Source organism: Dawidia soli (assembly GCF_018598185.1).
GTDB lineage: Bacteria > Bacteroidota > Bacteroidia > Cytophagales > Cyclobacteriaceae > Ohtaekwangia > Ohtaekwangia soli.
This window is the reverse complement of sequence record NZ_JAHESC010000006.1, coordinates 140253-160756: the sequence shown is the minus strand read 5'-3', so window position 1 is coordinate 160756 and position 20504 is coordinate 140253. Positions and strand designations below refer to the sequence as shown.

Below are 20504 nucleotides of genomic sequence, written 5' to 3'. Positions count from 1 at the left end.
TCCCTCACTGCGCCAAAGCCACACCAAGAAAGGCCTTGATCTCGTCTACCGTCGCCTTTGCAGTTCGCCCCACGCCGATCAATGTTGCCGACGCGAAGCCCGTCCAGTTTCCATATCCCACCAGCCAAAGCCCGTCCATCAAATTCGCTCTTGTCCCAGTCGTGTCAACCTTGCCTTCCGCATTGATCACATTCAGCCCCCGCAGATGCGACAGCGAGTTCTTAAATCCCGTGCAAAAGATCACCACATCGATCTTCTCTTCATGGCCATCTGCCCACACCAGCGAATCTTCCGTGAAGCGATCGAAAGGTCGCACGCTTTTCAACACCTTCCTGCCACGCGCTTCTTTTACAGAATCTACCATCACAATGTCACCCAACGACGGTGGCTTATATTGCTTTCCTTGCTTCTGCGCTTCATACACCTGCGTCGCCGCATCAAAAAGAAAGCGCCCATCCACATGGTCAGGTAAAAACCTCGGTTCCTTTTGCGTAATCCACAATGCACCTGTCACCCGCGATACCTCTGCCAATATCTGCGCGCCCGAGTTGCCTTCACCAACCACCGCCACCCGCTTTCCGGCAAATTGCTCCGGTGCAAAGTATTGGCTCGAATGCAGCACCTGCCCAGTAAACAGCGCTCGTCCGTCAATCTCCGGCATATACGGATTCATAAATGATCCCGTCGCACTCACCAGCGCCCGACAGAAGTATGTGCCATCCGAAGTATCAACCTTATACTCATCACTTTCTCGCACCACCTGCCCAACCGTCACCGGTCGCTTAACCACCAGGTTGTATTTAGTCTCATACAGCTTCAGGTATTCAAGCGTAACTTCCCGAGAGGGGTAATAATCACTACCTCCTGTCATAATCATACCCGGCAGCGAGCTCCATTGCGCAGGCGAGAACAGACGAAGCGACTTCCACGCATGCAACCATGATCCACCTGGTTCCGCCTGGTTATCCAGTATCACATACGACAAACCAGTCCGCCGCAGATAGTATCCCACCGCCAGGCCGCTTTGCCCGCCACCGATCACTACCACGTCGTACCGGTTCTCCATCACGATGCCGTTTTCGAAGTATACAATTTGTTTCTAAACCAAAAGGCCAGGTTCACCAGCAAGATCAGCGCCGGAACTTCTATCAGTGGTCCAATCACCCCGGCAAACGCTTGCCCCGAGTTGATGCCATACACACCCACAGCCACAGCGATCGCCAGTTCAAAGTTATTCCCCGTCGCCGTAAACGACACAGAGGCATTTTCCTCATAGTTCGCCCCCAGCCGTTTCGACAGCAGGAAGCTCAACACAAACATCACAAAGAAGTAGATCACCAGCGGCACCGCTATCCGTAGCACATCCAGCGGAATATCCACAATCATCTTACCCTTAAAGCTAAACATCACCACGATCGTGAACAACAGAGCAATCAAGGTCAACGGACTGATCTTCGGTATCACCCGCTGCACATACCAGTCTTCACCCTTTATCTTTTTAAATAGATATCGCGTCAAAAAGCCAGCAATAAACGGCACACCCAGATATAAGAAGACACTTTCTGCAACATCACTCATGCTCACATCCACCACTGATCCGCTGATCCCAAAAAACGGAGGTAGCACCGTAATGAACAGCCAGGCAAACACACTATAAAAGATAACCTGAAACACACTATTCAATGCCACCAACCCCGCAGCATACTCCTTGTCACCTTTCGCCAGATCATTCCACACCAGCACCATCGCTATACAACGGGCCAACCCGATCAGGATCAACCCCACCATATACTCCGGTTTATCTCGCAGGAATACAAGCGACAATACAAACATTAACACCGGCCCTATGATCCAGTTCAAAACCAGCGATAAACTTATCACCCTCACATTCTTAAACACCTTTCCCAGGTGTTCATACCGTACCTTCGCCAACGGCGGATACATCATCACGATCAGCCCCAGCGCGATCAACACATTCGTCGTGCCCACCTGGAAGTTCGCCATGAGCTTTTCCATCGGCAGAAAGTTACCGAGTGCCACGCCGATCGCCATCGCCAGAAAAATCCACAGCGTCAGGTATCGATCCAGGAAGCCGAGTTGTTTTTTATTGCTCATGCTTTTTTCACTTGTGAGAATGCAAATAAGATCTCGCGACCAATTTCCCGCACACGCTCCGCGTATTTAGCCGCCTCCAGCTCAGTGCCGTCAAACGCCTTAGGGTCATCATACCGCAGTGCGATACGTGCCGACGAGCCTAACACCACCGGACAATTCTCGTCAGCATGCGAACACGTCATTACCGCCGCAAAATCTTGATTATGATTAAACGGATCGTCGTATGTTTTCGAGAAGGCAATAACCGCCGGGGCATCGTCGGCAAATCTTACCTCGTAAACTGGGTTGTCGCCGTCCTTCTGTACCGTGATCTTAAAGCCCGTGTCCTGCATCGCCTTCACTGCGCGAGGATTAAACGCCGTCGCCTCCGTCCCGCCAGAGTAACAAGATACGTCCGGTATCCCGTAGTAGTGCGTTGCCGCCTGTGCCCAGAGTTGTGACAAATGACTTCTGCGAGAGTTGTGTGTACAAATAAAATTGAGATACACGGGCTTACCGCTATTCACACGATCTTGCATAAATTGCGTCAACTCGCTTATTACCGGCTTCCGCTCAGCAGGTATCTGATTAAACTCCGCAGTCAACTGCGAAACAGTTTTAGAGAGGTTAGTGGTAAGACTCATATTGTATTATTGTAATATTACGTTATGTCTAGACAAAAAAAATGACTCAACAGCAGTCATTCTTCTTTACATACTTTGAGAACATGTTAATGAATATGTCCCGTGCTTCTTCCCACACCTTTTCGTCGATGCAGTAGTTCACCTTTGGCCCTTCGATCTCTCCCTTGATGATTCCGATTTGTTTTAACTCCTTCAAGTGTTGTGTAATCGTTGACTGTGACAGTGGCAATACATCAACCAGGTCGTTGCAAATACACGTATCATTCGCCAGTATATACTCGAGGATCGCCACCCGTGCCGGATGGTCGAATGCCTTCGCCAGGGTCGCTACTCGGTTTTGGCGTTTCTTAAATAAGTCAGACTTAGTTATACCCATATTGTTATAACGCAATATTACGTTATGATGTTATATATCACAAACACGAACTGCCTCGTTCTGTCAAAATGGGCTGGAATGTCTCAAAAACGCATATTATCATTTTGTAACGATGGCCGATACGGCCAATTCAAACATCAAAAAGCGCCAGAATCATAGAATTTGCTAAATTTGACCGTGCGCATCGTTTATCTCATATTCACATTCTACCTGGCAGCTTTGTCAGTTTACCCGTGTTATGACGACGACTGCTGCGGTCGCGACGAAATAGCTTGTTCAGAGGAACACGATCAGGACGATGATGACGCCCAGACCCCATGTACACCTTTTTGTGCCAGCCGGTGCTGCACATTCCACATCTCTTTTCCCGTCAAACCAGCTATTTATACGTTGTCGGCCACTTCTGAGCTAAACGACGCATATCGGCCATCAACCGCCCCCACTGTTGCCTTGCCCATCTGGCAACCTCCCAAAGTGTAAGCATCCTTCCTCGCTCGTTTCACGAGCCTCTTATTCATTTCAATTCTTTTAACAAAAGTCTATGCGTATACTTTGTATAATCGCCATTACCTTCATTTCATCTATATCCTTTGCCCAGTCCACGTTCCGCGCTATAATAAAAGACAAAGAGTCCAGCGAACCGCTCCCCGGAGCATCCGCCCAGATAGCAAACACTGGCTTAGGAGCCACCGCCAACCAGGACGGGCTGCTTGAAATACAAAACATTCCCAACGGCACATACACCATCGAGTTCAGCTTCGTAGGACACGAGTCCCACACGGCCACGTTCACATTTCCCCTCACGTCGTCGGCAGCTATAGAGATCTCCCTCGAGCCCGGCGAAGAGGAACTCGAAGAAATCGTCGTCTCTTCCACACGCAGCAGCCGCACCATCGCCGACATCCCCACGCGCGTCGAGTTCATCGCCGGCGAAGAGCTCGGAGAGAAAGGCAACATGAAACCCGGAGACATCCGCATGCTCCTCAACGAAAGCACCGGCATCCAAACACAGCAAACTTCCGCCACCTCTGCCAACGCTTCCATCCGCATCCAGGGCCTTGACGGCCGCTACACCCAGATCCTCAAAGACGGCTTTCCACTATACGCCGGCTTTGCCGGCGGTCTCGGCCTGCTACAAACCCCGCCGCTTGACCTGAAGCAAGTCGAAGTCATCAAAGGATCATCGTCTACGCTATACGGTGGCGGTGCCATTGCCGGCCTTGTAAACCTAATCAGCAAACGCCCCACCGACGAGCGCGAGCTTCGCCTCTGGGCAAACGGCACGTCTGCCAAAGGCCTCGACCTCAACGCCTACTACGGCCAGTCGTACGGCAAAGCCGGGCTCACACTCTTTGTCGCCCGAAACAGCAACGAGGCCTACGCCCCTTCCGACATCGGTCTCACCGCCATCCCCGAGTTCCAGCGCTACACCATCAACCCCAAGCTCTTCTTAGAGCTCAGCGAAAACACCCAGCTGGACATCGGCGTAAACTACATCACCGAAGATCGCATCGGTGGCGACATTAAATATATAGAAGACGGCGCCACTGCCGACCACACTTTCTTTGAAAAGAATAACACCGATCGCGTGTCCACACAGCTGTCTTTCTCCCACGCATTTAGCGAGACCGTAAAGCTCAACGTTAAAAATAGCATCAATCATTTCAAGCGTGACCTCATCTCACCCGGTTACGAGTTCAAAGGCTCACAAAACAGCACCTTCTCCGAAGTCAACATATCGCGCCAGGCCGATGCCAGCGAGTGGGTTGGCGGTGTTAACCTGTGGACCGACAACTTCTCCGAAACCCAGCTCACCGCCACGCCATTGCGTGACTATGATCAGACCACCTTCGGTGCCTTTGCTCAAAACAACTTGAAACTCTCCGAAAAGTTTCGCCTCGAGTCCGGCCTCCGTGGTGACTATGTTATAGACTATGGCTTTGCATTTCTGCCCCGCGTCTCCATTCTTTACAAAGCCTCGCCCGCGTTCTCATCCCGTCTCGGCGGTGGCCTCGGCTACAAAGCTCCGAACATCTTCACCGAGCAAAGCGAGCGCCTGCAGTACATGAACGTCCAACCCATATCAACCAAAACCAACAAGCTCGAGCGCAGCTACGGCGCAAACTGGGATTTGAACTATAAAACATCTCTCGCCGATGGAGCCATCGGTTTCAGCGTCAACCATCTATTCTTTTACACCTATCTCAACGATCCCCTCTTCCTGGCCGAATCCTCCCCCGACCAATACCAATTCGTAAACCTCCCGGGCTATACTGACAGCAAAGGCACCGAAACCAACGTCAAGTTAGAGTACGCCGATTTCAAACTCTTCATCGGCTATACCTACACGGATACCAGGATCCACAACAACGGCACCAGCCAGCAAAACCCGCTCACAGCCAAACATAGACTGAACAACGTGCTTATGTATGAGGTAGAAGAAAAATGGAAACTCGGCCTCGAAGCCTACTACTTCAGCCCTCAAACACTAACCGACGGTACCAAAGGCAAAGAGTATTGGATCTGCGGCTTCATGGCCGAAAAACTCTGGGAGCGCTTTTCGCTGTATATCAATTTCGAAAACTTCCTCGATGCTCGCCAAACCCGTTTCGATTCCATCTATACCGGTACCCTCACAAATCCGACCTTCCGCGATATTTACGCGCCCGTAGACGGATTCGTAGTCAATGGCGGAATAAAACTAAATCTTTAACAGGCGATGAAAGATCAGATTGCAAGCCGGGCAACAAAGCCAGTGGTTAAGTCTTCCATCGGCAAAGAATGGCTGATGGCCATATTCAGTGTCTCAATGTTAGGCATCGGCCTCATGCTCGATACCTGGATCAAGCCCGCGTGGTTCTCCTCCTGGACGCGGCTCATTTGGTACGTGATTGCGTACGCATCCGTTGGCGTGCCCGTCCTGATTAAAGCCATAACGCTTATAGCGAAAGGCCAGATTTTCACTGAATTCTTGCTCATGAGCATTGCCACCATCGGTGCCTTCTATATTGGCGAATATCCCGAGGGTGTTGCCGTCATGGTATTTTACGCCATCGGCGAGCTTTTCCAGGACGCCGCCGTCAATCGCGCCAAGCGAAGCATAAAAGCTTTGCTCGATGTCCGCCCCGCCACCGCTTCGGTGTACCGCAATAGCACGTACGTTGAGGTTGATCCCACCCAAGTACAGTTCGGTGAAACCATCCAGATAAAGGCAGGCGAACGCGTCGCCCTTGACGGCGAAATGCTAAGCGAAGGCAGTTCCTTCAACACTGCCGCCCTCACCGGCGAAAGCAAACCTACATCTATCAACAAAGGTGAGACCGTCCTCGCCGGCATGATTAACGAGGCGAGCGTCGTCCAGGTCAAGGTCACAAAGCTTTTCAACGACAGTTCTCTCGCCCGTATTCTCACCCTCGTACAAAACGCACAGGGGCGTAAAGCGAAAACAGAACTCTTCATCCGCAAGTTTGCAAAAGTTTATACGCCTATTGTCGTTTTTCTGGCCATTGGTCTCACATTGCTCCCCTACTTCTTTGTCGAAGATTATAACTTTCATCAGTGGTTATACCGCGCACTCATTTTCCTTGTCATCTCATGTCCCTGCGCGTTGGTTGTTGCCATACCTCTCGGATACTTCGGCGGCATCGGCGCCGGTAGCCGCAACGGCATTCTGTTCAAAGGATCAAGCTACCTCGACCGCATGACTCGCGTAGATACCGTTGTAATGGATAAGACCGGCACCCTCACAAAAGGAACCTTCAAAGTTCAGCAAGTTGTTAGTAAAGGCCTCGAAGAAAAGACATGGCTACCACTGGTCGCGGCGGTCGAGAAACAATCCACGCATCCCATTGCCAAGGCCGTTGTCGAATATGTCAAAGACGCCCAGCTCCCCATACCTCAACAAGTGGAAGAAATCAAAGGTCATGGTTTAAAAGGTATAGCAGACGGCAAAGAAGTACTCGCTGGCAATGCAAAATTACTTCGCAAGTTCAACATCCCCGTCGAAGCTGAACTTGACGACGTCGTCGAAACTATCGTCGTTGCTGCCGTTGACGGGAAACTCGCGGGTTATATCATCATTGCTGACGAGATCAAAGAAGATGCCCAACGAGCAATAAAGCAAATGCACGCCCTTGGCATAAAGACAATCATGCTCAGCGGCGACAAACAGGCTGTCGTGGACAAAGTAGCTGCAACCCTCAACATCGATACCGCCTTCGGCGACCTCCTCCCCGAAGACAAAGTAAAAAAGGTAGAGGAAATAAAGAAGGGTAAGAAAGAAGCATTGGCCTTTGTCGGCGATGGCATCAACGACGCACCTGTCTTAGCGATCAGCGATGTAGGCATTGCCATGGGTGGCCTCGGCAGCGATGCCGCTATTGAAACGGCTGACGTCGTCATACAGACTGACCAGCCGTCCCGCATCACCACCGCCATCATGATCGGCAAAGCCACCAACCGCATTGTCTGGCAAAATATCGGCTTCGCCTTTGGCGTCAAGATCATCGTCATGGCCTTGGGCGCCTGGGGAGTTGCCTCTATGTGGGAAGCAGTATTCGCCGATGTAGGTGTAGCACTGTTGGCAATTTTAAACGCTGTCAGAATTCAACGAATGGCCTTTGAAGACAAGTAGCTCAGCTACTTGTTTTCTCAGTGGCGTTATTGTCTTTACAATCGCAGTCCGCCCTACACGAAGACGCCCTTCTCTTTTGCAAAAAGTAAACCAGCAAAGCGACTGCAAAAAGTGCAAGTATTAAAATTGCACCTCGCTCCAGGTAAACCGTCATCGTGCCCACAGCGCCCAAGCCCAACAACAAGGCCACCGGCGGAAGAATGCAGCAAAGTCCGCAAAGGCTCAAACCTGCCAGGCCCAGTACTTTAGTAACTTTTTTCGAGTCCATGATCGTAACTTTCAGTATTTTAGTGAATCATATCCCAAAGTAAACAGTGAAGTCCACTCCACTGTCAAGGGATTTTAACAAGAAAAGTTATGCTGATAGGAGAAATCGTAAAACGCACGGGCCTGTCTCGCGACACCATTCGCTTCTATGAAAAAGAAGGATTGATTAAGATGTCCAAAAAACAACGCCGGGAAAACAACTACAAAGAGTATCCTGAAAACGTTGTTGATCGGCTAATTCTGATCAAGAGTATCCAGGATCTTGGTTTTACATTGAAGGAAATCGACACCTTCTTCAGCCTCTGGCAGGAAGAAGATGCCTCCTGCGAAAATCTTGTTTACACCCTTGAAAACAAGCTCGTTCAGATCGACACTCAAATACAGAAGCTGACCCAACTCCGTGGCCGCCTTGTTTCTTCCCTGGACAACTGCCGCCGCAACAACTGCGAATTTGAAAAATCAGTACCCACCTGCATTAAATGCTGATATAAATCCTGGTTTTAAAAAACCGTGGAGTATACTCCACCTCGTTATCGTTTGTATGAAAACAATCATTCTCTCCGCTGTACTCGCGACTACCGCAAATGCAGTAGCTGGTCAAACAAACGATAAACAATCCATGAACTCAGCCCCAGTAACATGTAAACTCACTACCCCCGAGTTGCAACAACGTAAGAAAACAGTCATCGCCGAATTAAAAGGCCTTTTATTGGAGAGAACCGAAACTCTCAAAGGAGTGAAATACAAGTTTGAAAATTCCGATAAGATGATCGACCTGGTCGCGAACTTTATAAAGACCGAGCGCATGTGCTGTTCCTTCTTCGACTTCAATCTTTTCGTCTCAGCTGACAATGGCTTTATGTGGCTTGAGCTCTCCGGCCCCGAAGGCACAAAGCAGTTCATTAAAGACGAGATCGACTTTTGATCTATCCGCGTGGCGCATAGTATATGATGCAGACGCCCAACAGCGCAACCAGCGCTCCTATCACGTCGTATCGGTCAGGCGAGTAGTTGTCGAACCGATACGCCCACAGGAGAGACATTGCAATAAAAAAGCCACCATACGTCGCATAAACGCGCGCGAAGTTTGCCGTCTGTAGTGTGGCCACAAACCCATAGCCCACAAGTACGGCTCCGCCGATGATGCCGTACCACACTGATTTTTCCTCCCTCACGTACTGCCACACCAACCAGCCACCACCGATTTCACAAACCCCGGCAATGATGAATATCGTCCACGACTTTAAGATCTCCATAAGTATCCCCTTATAATCTGGCATTAAAATACAGCTTCTTTATAAATCAATGAGCCGTTTTACGAATTCATGTTCACCTCTTTAGCGTAAGCATTTAAACACAGACCAAAGTTACGGGCGTGCGGATCAGAAAGCTACAAGGGTTCGCTGGCGCCCGCTCAAAAGAAAATCTCCACCTTCCGCCACCTCACATGCCAGCCCTTCCTTCAGGTAGTATTTTCTTTTGGCGGCCCTTGCATCTTTCCGACCGGTCCCGTGTGGCCGGTCCATGTTTAAATACATCTATCGTTTACCGATTGGCTCCCGGTGGTTGCTGGTCGGCGTTGCCCCTCGTCGTTGGGCTGCATTCAGTTTTCACTTCGGCCCTTCTCGTCGTTATCGCCACGAGTTTCTACTCGTGCGTGCCTTCTGGCTTGAAGTCTGTATTTCAGAGCTCCCTCGTTAGGGGGCTCTGCCTTTCCTTATCGATACTTAGTTTGGTTTCCCAAAATGAATAGATAAAAAGCAAGCCGATATTGTCGGCAGAAAGAAATCAAAGAGTAGCCAAAGGTGTGCCTGCGGAAGGGCGGAAGTCAAGGTCAAGCCCTCCGGGTTTTGATAAAAAATAGTTTTAGGAATGCGGCGGCTTCGAACGATAACGATACAGTTTCAAAAACTATTTTTTATCAAAAACCTTGACTTCCGCCCTTCCGCAGGCAGTGAATCGGCTTCTCTTTTCTTTTTTTCCTTTTTCTTTTCTCTGGAATTGTGTGCGGGCCCGCGGCAAAATTTAAATGCCGCAATCCATGAAAATCAAAACACACCGAATGACAAAGGAATATTCCGGAGAGTATTTCTTCATCCTGGCCAAAGGAAACAACGCTGGGAAGCCACTTGCAAAACCTTGCCCCAATTGCTTCGTATTCCTGGCCAAAGACGCAGTTGAAAAAGAGCAATTTTACTGGCTCTGTTATGGTCTTTGGGAAGGAGGCTTCTTCCGCCAGTTTTTAACCGGCTCAGTGATTCCGTTTATTCATCTCGACAATCTTCGCCAGGTGATCACAACAGCAGCAGAGAAAGTAGCCGGCGAGGCTGAGAGTATTAATAAGATTATGAATATGATAACGCTACTTACAAAGCACCACGATACCTTATATGAACAGTTGAATTTGATCAAACGAGCGAAGCGTAGTTTGATGTATAAGATTCTGAAATAAAAAAAGCCTCCCATTGGGAGGCCTTTTCATTTTAACGCGAGCGAGTCTTTTTTCTGATCCATTCCATCGCCAGCGATACCAGGAAACTTACGATAGCCCCTATGGCCGAGAGCACGATTGTTTCGATGGCGTTCACCAGGTGGAGCGTGGCCAGGATGGAGGAGAGGGTTCCTCCAATCATACCCGCCACAGCGCTTTCGCTACGGCCCGTCATCATCGAGCTCACTCTCCTTGACGACGGCCGTCTGGCTTACGGCGGTCACTACTGTGCCCGCTACGGCGATATACCCCGCCAGTGTTATTACAGCTGCCGGCAGCGCCACGGGCGCAGCAAGCAGCGCACCGCTGGCTGCAGCCAGGGCCAAACCAACAGCCCGCAGTGTCTTGAAAAACTTTGGCGTGGGCGCCTGCATTCTTTGAATTACATTCATTGTTCTTTCGATTTAATCGTTATAAAAACTTTTTCTTTTCGATCCAGGGCAGCAATCACCAGGTCTTTCAACTTCTCGTTTGCCGCCCGCGATTGGCTACCGCGTCCGGGGCCGGTGATTGTCGTAACAGGCGCAATGCAGCCCAGCAGCTCCTTTTGTGCGTCGTTCGCCGGGTGGATCAATATTCCGCTCCGGCCGGGTACGTCCACAACCAGGAGGTGGTGCCCCCGCTTTTGCGTGTACCGCTTTCGCACTTCATACCGGCCCTCCGGTATACACGAAACACTTCTGCGATTGTCCCGCCACGGCAGCTCAATAGAGGGACAGACCAGCTGCCCCTCGTGTTGAATATGGCCGTTCGTTCCTTCCGGATGGTATACCCGATTCAACTCCAGCTCCATTAGGCACCTCCGTCAACAGCTACCAGCGTTAGGGCATTGTACGCGCCATTTTTGAGCGTATACATCGCGCCGTTGACAACCTGGTAGAATTCCACACCAAACGCCAGGAAGAGCGGCCGCGCGTCCGTTTCGCCAAACGACAGTTCCAGCGAAAGCGCAGCCTGTTGCGCGATCCCCAGTGTTAGTTCCGCACTTGTTGCCGTGTCTGTCCCGTAGTCCTCGTTCTGGAAGTCGATAGATGCACATCCAGCCACCAGCCGCACGTGTGTCGCACCTTGTGGTGCGGCAATCATATTTGCCGGGATGAAGGCCGGTATGTCGATCGTCGCCCCGCCACCGACGCGGTCGATGTTTGCGGTGTAAGGCGCAAAAAATGTCCGGTTCAGCTTCGCGTTTTCGTTGAATTCAAATCCGCGCAGCAACTCGGCCTCGCCGTCGATCACATTGCGCTCGCCGCGCAAGTTGGTCGCATCCGCCTTGATCACCTTCATCATCTCCGCCGTTAGGCGGCTGGGCATCCGCCCGTCCGAGGTGTTGATTGTCAGCGCTCGAAACGCTGTTCGGAGCAGCTTGCCGGCGGTGCCGGCCCTGCCGAACTCCGAACCGTTCTCGCGCGTCCGTTGAAAGGCGGGGTCGCTCTTAATACGTTCGCCGTCCACGCCGCCTTTAGTCCGCGCCAGGAACCCGTCCTGCGCGGTTTTGTAGAAGCTCACGCCTCCCATTTGGCCTACCAGTTTAATTAGGCCTTCTTGTCTTGCCATTTATTATTGTTTCGTTGTCCGTCCTGTTTACATGCCCAGGTCGGTTAGGCCGTCGTTGCAACAACAGCCACAAAAGAATAATGAAAGGCGCGGTCATCAAACGAGCAGGTTCCGTTTCAGGTCGTGTTGTGCCAATTCTTCCTAAATCTTCCGCTTGCTATATTACCCGCCGTCGTCCAGGATGGCGTATACCAACAGCATAGATAAAGTACCATGGAACTCAAACGCGCAGTTATATACTCAAAAGATATAGAGCTCATCACCGGCAAAAGCGGGCGGTACGCCCGTAAGATCATGGCCAGGATGCGCAAGAAGCTGGGCAAGGAGAAACACCAATTAATATCGCTTGGGGAGTTTTGCGCGTATATGGGCCTTCCAGAAGGCGAAATACTTGCGTATCTATCAGGCTATACGCAATGACGGCGGGCAAGAGGTTTTGACGTTTCCCTCAAAAAAACACCCTGCTAAACACGTTAAAATCGTCTCATTTTCGTACATTTATATACACGAATCGATGGCCCGGATTAGATGTATTTTGCGTGTGTCCATTCTGTGTCCATCGCCGTGAGTTCCTTGCAAATGCTTGAAGGTCAATATTTAAGGGAGAATGTTATCATCATCTCACCCCGACCAAAACAAGAAAGCCTTTTCCGCCTCCGGCGGAACGGGCTTTTTTATTTTCCGGATGTCCAAGCGCCTCGCTTGAGCATCCGGAAAATAAAAAGGCCCGCAAGTGAGCGAAGCGAACGGAGGCTTTCTTGTTTTGACTCCCGCCCCCAACGATCACCGAAGGTAATCATCTCACCTTCACTTGAGCATCCGGAAAATAAAAAGGCCCGCGAGTGAGCGAAGCGAACGGAGGCTTTCTTGTTTTGACTCCCGCCCCAACGATCACCGAAGGTAATCATCTCACCTCGCTTCAGCATCCGGAAAATAAAAAGGCCTACAAGTGAGCGAAACGAACGGAGTTTTGACTCCCCCACGATCACCGAAGATAATCATCTCACCTCGCTTCAGCATCCGGAAAATAAAAAGGCCCACAAGTGAGCGAAGCGAACGGAGGCTTTCTCGTTTTTGACTCCCACCCCAAAATGATCACCGGGAGATAATCATCTCATCTCCAACATCGATTTGGTTCAAAGGGATACCGAATCTATCTTTATAACCGCAGTTGAAATATGAAACCAACGCACTGTCAGCCCATGGCGACGCCTAATTTATATACGTACTTCTGATAGCCATTCTATAGCCAACACGACTACATTCATAACCACCGCAATTTCAGAACTATTTTCATGGAACGGAAGAAGCCACATGCCGACCAGCGCTATATCGACGGTATACGCGAGAACAACAGTGAAGTGATTCGGGATATCTATAAAAAATTCTCCGGCAAAGTAGTTGCCTTTATTCATAAAAACAGCGGAGACACCGACGAGGCCAGGGACATTATACAGGAGACCCTGATTACCATCTACCAGCAAGCGAGCAATAACCTGACGCTAACCTGCCCGTTCGACGCTTACTTTTTCCTGCTTTGCAAACGCAAATGGTTTAATAAATTAAAAGAGAAAAAAGGGGTAACAATTACAGAGGAGGCTTTATCTGTTCACGACGACAGCCTGCAGCATGTGTTGGAAACAGAAACTTTTGAAGCAAAAACCGATCTTTTCGAGTCCAAATTCAAGGAACTGGGAGATAAATGCCAGGAATTGCTTCGTTTGTCCTTTACGTTATCCTCCCTGGAAGAGGTGGCCAGCCAACTAAACGTGACCTATGGGTATGTCCGAAAGAAAAAATCATTGTGCATGGGAGCACTGACGGAACTGATTCACAATTCTCCTGTCTACAAGGCGTTAAAAAACAAGTGAGTATGAACGAGGAAATCTATCTATCCTTTGATCGCTACCTGGCCCATGAAATGTCCGCGGACGAGCGCGCTGCGTTTGAGTCAGCATTAGCATCGGATACGGCGCTTGCTGAAAAGTTGCGCATCTATCAGGAAATCCAGGCCACCGTCGGCCCTCGCTACCAACGGGAAGAACAGGAAATTGCCTTCCGGAAAAATCTGGAACGAATCGGCCACGAGCAGCTCGTGGAAAAGACCGGGCGGACGGTAAAGATGACCTGGCATCTATGGGCCGCTGCCGCCAGCATCGCGCTCATTTGCGCCTTCTACTTTTATACCTCTTCTTCCACGCCGGAATATAGCACGTACGCGCAGTACGAACCCCTGGCGCTGGCCGAACGGGGCAGTGAAGACGCTTCTATTCTAAAGGCACAACAGGCTTTTAACAGCCAGCGATATGAAGAAGCGGTGGCTGCGATCGACACGTTATTGATACATGATCGTCAGAATGACGCGCTCCGGCTATACAAGGGGATATCGCTGCTCGAGCTCGACCGCGTGGAGGAGGCCAATAGCCTGTTTACGGAAGTAAGCCGTTCATCCTCTATCTATAAACACAAGGCCTTGTGGATGCTTGCTCTTAGTGCACTGAAGCAAAAAGATTACAAAACCTGTCAGGACTTTCTGAAGAAAATCCCGGCAGATTCGCCGGAATATAAACAGGCACAGGATCTATTGGACAAGCTCTGAGAGAAGCATGTTCTACGCACCGACCTTGTGCCTGCGTTTATACAGGACATATATAATAGCAAAAATGCTCAGCAGCACCGCCGCCAGTGATAGAAAAAGCAATTGTGAAAACGCCGTATCTACCGGTTGTGTTTCCAGGCTTCCATAATACACAAAGCCGGCCCAATAGTACGGCGATTTACGGGTGTTGTCGATGGTCTCATCGTTTAGATAATCCTGCCGCGCCAGCCGTAGAGATTCTGCTTTGTTACCACTGGCAAAGTATTGACGATAAAAGTTACCCATGAGCACAGCGGTAGAATAATCGTTTACTTTCCAGAGGGAGAAAATGGCATTACGAATGCCCGAGAACTGAAAGCCGTGCGCCAGGCTGATGGCACCCTCTCCTTTAACCAAAACACCGACACCTGTTTCACATGCGCTGAGCACCAGCAGATCGGCCTTGAGGTTCAGGCCATAGATGCGCGGCAAATACAGCGTACTGTCGCTAAACATAATGGATGGCGGCGCGGCGTCGATACCGGATGAGGCGTGTGTGGAAAGATGAATGATTCGAAACTGACCGGCCTGTTTTAGAAACGCTTGCTGTGTGGCGGCTTCGTTGAAAAGAAACAAGCCATCTGTTTGATTCTGAATGTCGCCGGCCTCTTTTATAGAATAATCCAATTGTAGGGCACTGTTATGAAAAACGGGAAAAACGCCCAATAAACTTTTTTTATCGAGCGCAACAGGCGGGCTGACGGCATTAGCATAGATCAATGCCGAGGGCTGATAGGCTATTGTGTATCTTCTCAGCAACCACGGAAAATTTTCATAGGTCACACCGGATGCTTTTTCGTACAGCAGTGCATCGAACGGAATGAGGCTCAGTACGCCATCGGGCACCAGGATAATATTTGAGGTGGCGAATGGTTCAACCAGGTGAAGCGCCCGGGCAATCTCAAACGCCAGGCCTTTGTATTGTTCAATCTGATTATTGATGGCCGATGCGTTCGCAAAAAAATCGCGTAGTGCGAGCACGTTTTGTTTTAACATTTCAGATGCATCTACTTTACTCATCTGCACCGAATGTTGATCAACGCGAAATATGTAGAGCGCGCGCGTGCCGAAAAAAAATTCCACTACCGTGGCGCGGTCGGTTTGGAGCCGACGTTGAAGATTCCGCATTACCTGTGGCTGAAAAGAGTCGGTTAGCTTTCGCTGTGGATACTTTTCTTCCAGCGCTTGCGCAATTTCCTTCAGCGCAACGGCATTCGTCGTCTGTTGTGCTATACGTTGGTGAATGTAGACTACATCGGCCTGCCCCTGCTTGAGCTGCTCGGTTACGATCTCACTGGCGAGCATTGCCTGCTTGTACCGTAACTGGTTTTGTGTTTTCACCAATGTATCTTGCTCCTGGCGTTGTCGCCAATAACGATCTTCGCTACTTTCGCGCAGGGTCACTGCCTTAGTTCGCTCGGCAAATTGAAAGGCCTCGATGGCATACCGGCTGTCTTTCGTTTTCTCCAGCAGCCCATACAAAAGTTCCAACGCCTTTTCGGTCACATTTCTGTTTTCCGCTTGCTGAGTCAATTTCGCTTCTTCGTAATTGTAAGTGTCGCGCAACAGGTCTTCAGCCTTAAACCAAAGTTTGTAACAGGCCAGGGATTTAACGGGGTCATTCAATTTTGCGTATGCCTCGGCCATACCGTCCAACGTTTCTTTTATTGCATTCTCTGCATAGAAGGCTGCCGCATCGGGCAGTTCATTTTTCATTGGGTCATACTGCGGAATGAGCCATGTGAGTGCCTGATGATATCGGAGGATCGCTTCGTGATCCCGGCCGCCGATCATTAAAATACCCGCGTGTGTATTGACAAGTTTCGCCAACTCGCGGTTTTTAAAAAGCGGGGCATTCGATACGGCCAACGTTTGCGCCTTCTCTATCCATGTAAGGGCGTTTGTGGGCTGACCCTCGGCGAGGCTGATGGCCGCGTGCAGCGTGTACACATGGACGAGCGTGGGAAGCGCATCAGACCTCAGGTGCTGCTGGTATATCGAAGCTGCGAGGTTTACGTACCGACGAGCTTTTGCAAGCTCGCGAAGATCGACATAATTCCTGGCCAGGTTGTAATACATCAACATCTTCTTTTCAGCCGGCACGGGTGACATTGTTAAGGCCTGTTGTAGCAACTGTATGGCCTGTTGGTATTGACCCGTGTCGTGATAAATAATAGACAGATTAATATAGGCAGAAATGCGCTGTTCATCATTTCCCTGTTGCCCGGCCAGGTAGAGATAACCTTTCACGATATTGGCGGCACTAGTATAATCACCCAGCATACTGTAATTGTTCCCCAGCGGCTTCAGACAGTATTCGATGATGTCAAAATCCGTGAGGGCATGAACAGTAAATAGATGTGAGGCTTTCTCATAGGCAGAAATGCCTTCATACACATTGCCATATTTTGTGAGGTAATACCCCTGGTTACAAAGCAGCACCACATAGGACAGGTGTTCTTCGCGGGAACTTAGCGGCCTCCAGCGTTCTTTCTCGTAGGTAGCAAAAAGAACAAGATTCTTCTCGGTAGGATGCCTCAAATATTCGTCAACAAACGCGTAGGTATAGTTCTCGACATCGTCTTTCTGGCGCAACACAGAAATACTCTCCTCGAACGCACGATCCGACCGTTGCCGGGATTGGGCCAGTCCGAAAGTAAGCGGAAGTGCTACAAACAGCAAACACCAGGATGACTTCATGGCAGGCGTTAAAACTTCCAAAGCACGTAAAACTGCCACTGTTCCCTAGGGGCCGTGAAATAATACGCATATCGAACGCCAGCCGTAGGCCCGATGCGGGCAGATCCCAGGGTAAGATCGGCAAACACGGCCGGGCGGAGGTTGGTAAAGGAAGAGCTTTTCTCGTCTGTACTTTTAAAATTCAGCTCCGGCCTTGGTTCTCTGAAATTCTCTTTTTGTCTTACAAAATAATTTTCGTGAAGAGCTTCCTCTTTTGTCTTTTCTGACAGATTCACACTGAACTGAGCACCAGCACCTACGCCGATAAACGAGTTGATCGTGTACCGGTAGGATACGGGCACGACATAAAGCTCGACGCGGGTGAATTTGTTTCGCTGCGACACATCAAAAAGGTTGACCACTCCGTTGTCTGCTGATACCGTGTCGGCGCGATAAAGTGAGTCCGAGTAGGTGTGAACACCAACCATCAATTCGGCTTGCAGGTAGCCATGCTGTGATTTGAAGGGCGAAAGCGTAACGCCCACAAAACCACTCTTCGAATTGTTCAGACCAGGATAATACATATAACCGGCTTTTGCTCCAATGGATAGACCCGGTTTAAAACGCGTGGTGGCACGGTTCGTTAAAATAGGCTCATTCTTATCGAAGATAATGGCCGTGCGACTCTGTGTTTTACGTTTGGCAATCGATTCCTGAAAGCGTAGCGTATACTTTACAAAACCCTTTGTCGAATCATAATCGACTCCCTCTTTTTGATTACTGCCCGGCAGGTAAATGTTTTTAAAATGAAACAGGATCTGGTTGTTGCGGAAGATCGTATCCAGGCAACTGATGGTCGATTCTTTGTCCGGGCAAATGGGGCAGACGGGATACATGTCCGTTACGTGCAATGATTTCGGATCGTACGCTTCTGGGACTGCTACCTCCAGCTTGATGGAATGTGCCGGGCCTTCCCCGTTGTTCTGAAAACGGATCTTAAAGTCGACGTTTTTGTTCTTATAGAAACGATAGTTCAACCGGGTATCGGATACCGACATTTTATTCGGATCGTGCGATGTGACGATTTCCATCTCCAGGGTTTTACTTTTATGATTGTCCGCCCCCCTATCCGGCACGTAGATGCCTTTTACAGTGATGATGGCGCTGGTATCCTTCAGCATTTCGGGCGTGGTTCGGAGTGAATAAAATACATGGCGTCTCTCCCGTGCTTCCATGTCATTAAACTCCAGCGCGTGTACCGTACGATATTCCGCCCGGGCGGCTTCTAACGCCTGGGATAGTTGCAATAGTGACCCCTCGTCGGACTCCCGATTGCCATCCGGTAAAAGCGATATCGTACGGCTCGCCCACATTGCATGGGGGTCACTTGCCTTTATGCGGGAAGCAACCTGTGGCGCATCCTGCACTTCTTTTTCGCCGTGATGTGTGCGAACTTCCGAGAGCTGGAAATTATCGGCCTTATATTTCTTTTCATTGAAGAACAGGTACAATTTTCCGTGAGCCAGGTTGTCGGTATCATTTTGATAGCTTACGATGACTACCATTTCTTCGCCGGGCACCGGTTCCCGGTTGCTCTTCAGATCAAATCCGTCGGGCAGTAGCGGCTGTATCGGATTAGCGTCGTTAAATGTAATTTTCTTTACAGGCACCTTTTGCGGCCGGCTTGGCGGCGGCTTTCCGTTGTCATAGTTGTTGGTGGTCCACAGTAGTACCGTATGGTCGCCTGATTTTTTGTATACATGTTCGGGTGATGCCTCTTTACTATACTCGCCATCGCCGAATTCCCAATAGAATGTATAGAAGGCTGCCGGCGCGCCAGGGATGGGTTGAAGCGGCGGCGTAATGGCCGAAAACTTCACTTTGTTATCGGCGGCGTCGGATTGTATGCTACTTTCTCTTTTGACCGTATCCTGTTTGACAGCATGCTGGCTAAAACCAGAAAACGAGAGAAGAAAAAGACTGATGACTACAGTGGCTCTCATCAGAATAATTTTATTGTGCAAGATGCAAGTTATTCCATTTTTTCCAATTCCAAAAGTCCCCCTCTCTTAACTGGAGGGGGACTCTACTGGACTACACCTGGTCAGTACACGGCATTTAGGGGAGCTCGTCGATCAGTGTGATCAATGCGGCCTCCGTAATGGGCTGCAGCTCGGTGAATGTTTCTACGTGGTCGGCTCCGATCGTTGCGGACTTGATGGCGTAGTACCACTGCTCGTCGATAACTGACACCATAATGAAGTGCACTTCAAGACCAATCGGAATCTGGCCATAGTGTTCCGTAAAAAGGCCTGTCTCTGAATCATAGCGATCGAACGATGCCAGGGCAGTGGGTTCGCCGTCGTAAGACAGGTAGACTGAGCAATTGGTATTGTCATAGCCTTCCGGCACGTCTACAAAGAGCGTGGTTTTCGGACGAGGATCGTTGTACCAACGGTCAATGTTTGTCCACCCGAATTGATTCTGGAAAATGTTATAAGTAGACTCGCCTATTTTCATATCGCGATCTTGTTGTCTCCAGACGTTTTTGCAAATACCTTCGTCGCATTGCTCCGCGCCCATGAAGGGTTTCATGCCCTGATCTATACCTCCCGTTTTATCGGCAGGAGCTTCGATCTGAAATGTGCCATTCAATACCAATTGCTCGTCTCCTTGCTTCGCATTGACAAAAAACTCGCCACCTGAAACCAACGTGGCGATATTGCCGGAAGCATCTATGCCCTGAGTGGTCATATTTGTGAGCAGCATTTGAGATTTCCTGTAAATCTCCACCAGCTCAATGGTCACGTCACCCGTTACGGGGTCGCCATTTGACTTGAAAAATGAATTTGCGTAGAAAGAAACGATGGTGCCTTCTTCGCCTTCGATCGCTCCGCCCGCGGCGTCGAGTGTAAAGGTTTGTTTCATGGCGGCCACCTGATCCTGGTGCACGGTGCTGATCTTATCATTGGCTCCCGGCTTGATCACTACGGGGGTAGTATCTTTGTCATCATTGTTATCATCGCAGCTTACACTGCCCATGGCAACGAGTCCTGCGAAGAAGAGGGAGGTGAAATAATTTTGCTTTTTCATGGTTTGATTTTTTTGATTACACCCCTAGATCAAAC

Annotated in this window: 21 protein-coding genes; 9 read left to right on the top strand and 12 right to left on the bottom strand. The window is 49.8% G+C overall.

The window, feature by feature from the left end; genetic code table 11:
• Positions 1-4: 4 nt before the first annotated feature.
• Genes KK078_RS06365 through KK078_RS06350 form a run of 4 tightly spaced genes read right to left on the bottom strand, consistent with a single transcriptional unit; the run spans position 5 to position 3114 of the window.
• Positions 5-1066, bottom strand: coding sequence for an ArsO family NAD(P)H-dependent flavin-containing monooxygenase (locus KK078_RS06365; protein WP_254089411.1), 1062 nt, complete (start codon positions 1064-1066; stop codon positions 5-7).
• A complete protein-coding gene (arsB, locus tag KK078_RS06360; protein WP_254089410.1) occupies positions 1066-2115 on the bottom strand; it encodes an ACR3 family arsenite efflux transporter in 1050 nt (349 codons plus the stop codon). The genes KK078_RS06365 and arsB overlap by 1 nt, the downstream gene beginning before the upstream one ends.
• Positions 2112-2738, bottom strand: a complete 627-nt coding sequence (locus tag KK078_RS06355) for a low molecular weight phosphatase family protein (protein WP_254089409.1) — start codon at positions 2736-2738, stop codon at positions 2112-2114. Before KK078_RS06355 ends, arsB begins: the two co-directional genes overlap by 4 nt.
• 46 nt (positions 2739-2784) lie before the next feature.
• Positions 2785-3114, bottom strand: a complete 330-nt coding sequence (locus tag KK078_RS06350) for an ArsR/SmtB family transcription factor (RefSeq protein WP_254089408.1) — start codon at positions 3112-3114, stop codon at positions 2785-2787.
• Positions 3115-3291: 177 nt separating this feature from the next.
• On the opposite strand from KK078_RS06350, the gene KK078_RS30760 reads away from it, so the two are divergent.
• From KK078_RS30760 to KK078_RS06330, 5 genes are all read left to right on the top strand, one after another.
• Positions 3292-3594 carry a DUF6660 family protein gene (locus KK078_RS30760; RefSeq protein WP_394370548.1) on the top strand — a complete coding sequence of 101 codons (303 nt, stop codon included), beginning with the start codon at positions 3292-3294 and terminating at the stop codon, positions 3592-3594.
• Between the two features lie 61 nt (positions 3595-3655).
• Positions 3656-5827 (top strand): TonB-dependent receptor, encoded by a 2172-nt coding sequence (locus KK078_RS06345; RefSeq protein ID WP_254089407.1) that lies wholly within the window; start codon positions 3656-3658, stop codon positions 5825-5827.
• A 6-nt stretch (positions 5828-5833) separates the two neighbouring features.
• Positions 5834-7747, top strand: a complete 1914-nt coding sequence (locus KK078_RS06340) for a heavy metal translocating P-type ATPase (protein ID WP_254089406.1) — start codon at positions 5834-5836, stop codon at positions 7745-7747.
• A 357-nt stretch (positions 7748-8104) separates the two neighbouring features.
• Positions 8105-8500: a MerR family DNA-binding protein gene (locus tag KK078_RS06335; protein ID WP_254089405.1), complete on the top strand. Its 396-nt coding sequence runs from the start codon at positions 8105-8107 to the stop codon at positions 8498-8500.
• 55 nt (positions 8501-8555) lie between these two features.
• Complete coding sequence (locus KK078_RS06330; protein WP_254089404.1) at positions 8556-8939, top strand: hypothetical protein; 384 nt, start codon at positions 8556-8558, stop codon at positions 8937-8939.
• Position 8940: 1 nt separating this feature from the next.
• Here KK078_RS06330 and KK078_RS06325 read toward each other — a convergent pair whose 3' ends face one another.
• Positions 8941-9270, bottom strand: a complete 330-nt coding sequence (locus KK078_RS06325) for a YnfA family protein (RefSeq protein ID WP_254089403.1) — start codon at positions 9268-9270, stop codon at positions 8941-8943.
• Positions 9271-10055: 785 nt separating this feature from the next.
• On the opposite strand from KK078_RS06325, the gene KK078_RS06320 reads away from it, so the two are divergent.
• Positions 10056-10466 carry a DUF6943 family protein gene (locus KK078_RS06320; protein WP_254089402.1) on the top strand — a complete coding sequence of 137 codons (411 nt, stop codon included), beginning with the start codon at positions 10056-10058 and terminating at the stop codon, positions 10464-10466.
• Positions 10467-10497: 31 nt separating this feature from the next.
• On the opposite strand, the gene KK078_RS06315 is transcribed toward KK078_RS06320, so the two are convergent.
• The 4 genes from KK078_RS06315 to KK078_RS06300 are packed head-to-tail and all read right to left on the bottom strand — an operon-like array spanning position 10498 to position 12059.
• Positions 10498-10647 carry a hypothetical protein gene (locus KK078_RS06315; RefSeq protein ID WP_254089401.1) on the bottom strand — a complete coding sequence of 50 codons (150 nt, stop codon included), beginning with the start codon at positions 10645-10647 and terminating at the stop codon, positions 10498-10500.
• Positions 10648-10666: 19 nt separating this feature from the next.
• Positions 10667-10897, bottom strand: a complete 231-nt coding sequence (locus KK078_RS06310) for a hypothetical protein (RefSeq protein WP_254089400.1) — start codon at positions 10895-10897, stop codon at positions 10667-10669.
• Entirely contained in the window at positions 10894-11298 is a 405-nt protein-coding gene (locus tag KK078_RS06305; protein ID WP_254089399.1) for a DUF5675 family protein, read from the bottom strand. Before KK078_RS06305 ends, KK078_RS06310 begins: the two co-directional genes overlap by 4 nt.
• Entirely contained in the window at positions 11298-12059 is a 762-nt protein-coding gene (locus tag KK078_RS06300; RefSeq protein ID WP_254089398.1) for a hypothetical protein, read from the bottom strand. The genes KK078_RS06305 and KK078_RS06300 overlap by 1 nt, the downstream gene beginning before the upstream one ends.
• Positions 12060-12272: 213 nt before the next feature.
• Here KK078_RS06300 and KK078_RS06295 point away from each other — a divergent pair, with 213 nt between their 5' ends.
• The 3 genes from KK078_RS06295 (at position 12273) to KK078_RS06285 (ending at position 14658) form a co-directional block, all read left to right on the top strand.
• Positions 12273-12479, top strand: a complete 207-nt coding sequence (locus tag KK078_RS06295) for a hypothetical protein (RefSeq protein WP_254089397.1) — start codon at positions 12273-12275, stop codon at positions 12477-12479.
• Between the two features lie 875 nt (positions 12480-13354).
• The gene (locus KK078_RS06290; RefSeq protein WP_254089396.1) at positions 13355-13930 is read left to right on the top strand and encodes an RNA polymerase sigma factor; all 576 of its coding nucleotides are present in this window, start codon (positions 13355-13357) and stop codon (positions 13928-13930) included.
• Positions 13931-13932: 2 nt separating this feature from the next.
• Positions 13933-14658: a hypothetical protein gene (locus KK078_RS06285; protein ID WP_254089395.1), complete on the top strand. Its 726-nt coding sequence runs from the start codon at positions 13933-13935 to the stop codon at positions 14656-14658.
• Positions 14659-14670: 12 nt separating this feature from the next.
• Here the strand turns inward: KK078_RS06285 and KK078_RS06280 are convergent, their stop codons facing one another.
• From KK078_RS06280 to KK078_RS06270, 3 genes are all read right to left on the bottom strand, one after another.
• On the bottom strand, positions 14671-17094 hold the full coding sequence (locus KK078_RS06280; protein ID WP_254089394.1) for a CHAT domain-containing protein: 2424 nt from the start codon (positions 17092-17094) through the stop codon (positions 14671-14673).
• 311 nt (positions 17095-17405) lie between these two features.
• A complete protein-coding gene (locus KK078_RS06275; protein ID WP_254089393.1) occupies positions 17406-19379 on the bottom strand; it encodes a PKD domain-containing protein in 1974 nt (657 codons plus the stop codon).
• Between the two features lie 115 nt (positions 19380-19494).
• Positions 19495-20469, bottom strand: coding sequence for a hypothetical protein (locus tag KK078_RS06270; RefSeq protein WP_254089392.1), 975 nt, complete (start codon positions 20467-20469; stop codon positions 19495-19497).
• Positions 20470-20504: the final 35 nt, after the last annotated feature.

Excerpts from the sequence above, each read along its gene's own strand:
- KK078_RS06365 (WP_254089411.1), bottom strand. The coding sequence starts at position 1,066 with ATGGAGAACCGGTACGACGTGGTAGTGATCGGTGGCGGGCAAAGCGGC.
- arsB (WP_254089410.1), bottom strand. The coding sequence starts at position 2,115 with ATGAGCAATAAAAAACAACTCGGCTTCCTGGATCGATACCTGACGCTG.
- KK078_RS06355 (WP_254089409.1), bottom strand. The coding sequence starts at position 2,738 with ATGAGTCTTACCACTAACCTCTCTAAAACTGTTTCGCAGTTGACTGCG.
- KK078_RS06350 (WP_254089408.1), bottom strand. The coding sequence starts at position 3,114 with ATGGGTATAACTAAGTCTGACTTATTTAAGAAACGCCAAAACCGAGTA.
- KK078_RS06345 (WP_254089407.1), top strand. The coding sequence starts at position 3,656 with ATGCGTATACTTTGTATAATCGCCATTACCTTCATTTCATCTATATCC.
- KK078_RS06340 (WP_254089406.1), top strand. The coding sequence starts at position 5,834 with ATGAAAGATCAGATTGCAAGCCGGGCAACAAAGCCAGTGGTTAAGTCT.
- KK078_RS06335 (WP_254089405.1), top strand. The coding sequence starts at position 8,105 with ATGCTGATAGGAGAAATCGTAAAACGCACGGGCCTGTCTCGCGACACC.
- KK078_RS06330 (WP_254089404.1), top strand. The coding sequence starts at position 8,556 with ATGAAAACAATCATTCTCTCCGCTGTACTCGCGACTACCGCAAATGCA.
- KK078_RS06325 (WP_254089403.1), bottom strand. The coding sequence starts at position 9,270 with ATGGAGATCTTAAAGTCGTGGACGATATTCATCATTGCCGGGGTTTGT.
- KK078_RS06320 (WP_254089402.1), top strand. The coding sequence starts at position 10,056 with ATGAAAATCAAAACACACCGAATGACAAAGGAATATTCCGGAGAGTAT.
- KK078_RS06315 (WP_254089401.1), bottom strand. The coding sequence starts at position 10,647 with ATGATTGGAGGAACCCTCTCCTCCATCCTGGCCACGCTCCACCTGGTG.
- KK078_RS06310 (WP_254089400.1), bottom strand. The coding sequence starts at position 10,897 with ATGAATGTAATTCAAAGAATGCAGGCGCCCACGCCAAAGTTTTTCAAG.
- KK078_RS06305 (WP_254089399.1), bottom strand. The coding sequence starts at position 11,298 with ATGGAGCTGGAGTTGAATCGGGTATACCATCCGGAAGGAACGAACGGC.
- KK078_RS06300 (WP_254089398.1), bottom strand. The coding sequence starts at position 12,059 with ATGGCAAGACAAGAAGGCCTAATTAAACTGGTAGGCCAAATGGGAGGC.
- KK078_RS06295 (WP_254089397.1), top strand. The coding sequence starts at position 12,273 with ATGGAACTCAAACGCGCAGTTATATACTCAAAAGATATAGAGCTCATC.
- KK078_RS06290 (WP_254089396.1), top strand. The coding sequence starts at position 13,355 with ATGGAACGGAAGAAGCCACATGCCGACCAGCGCTATATCGACGGTATA.
- KK078_RS06285 (WP_254089395.1), top strand. The coding sequence starts at position 13,933 with ATGAACGAGGAAATCTATCTATCCTTTGATCGCTACCTGGCCCATGAA.
- KK078_RS06275 (WP_254089393.1), bottom strand. The coding sequence starts at position 19,379 with ATGAGAGCCACTGTAGTCATCAGTCTTTTTCTTCTCTCGTTTTCTGGT.
- KK078_RS06270 (WP_254089392.1), bottom strand. The coding sequence starts at position 20,469 with ATGAAAAAGCAAAATTATTTCACCTCCCTCTTCTTCGCAGGACTCGTT.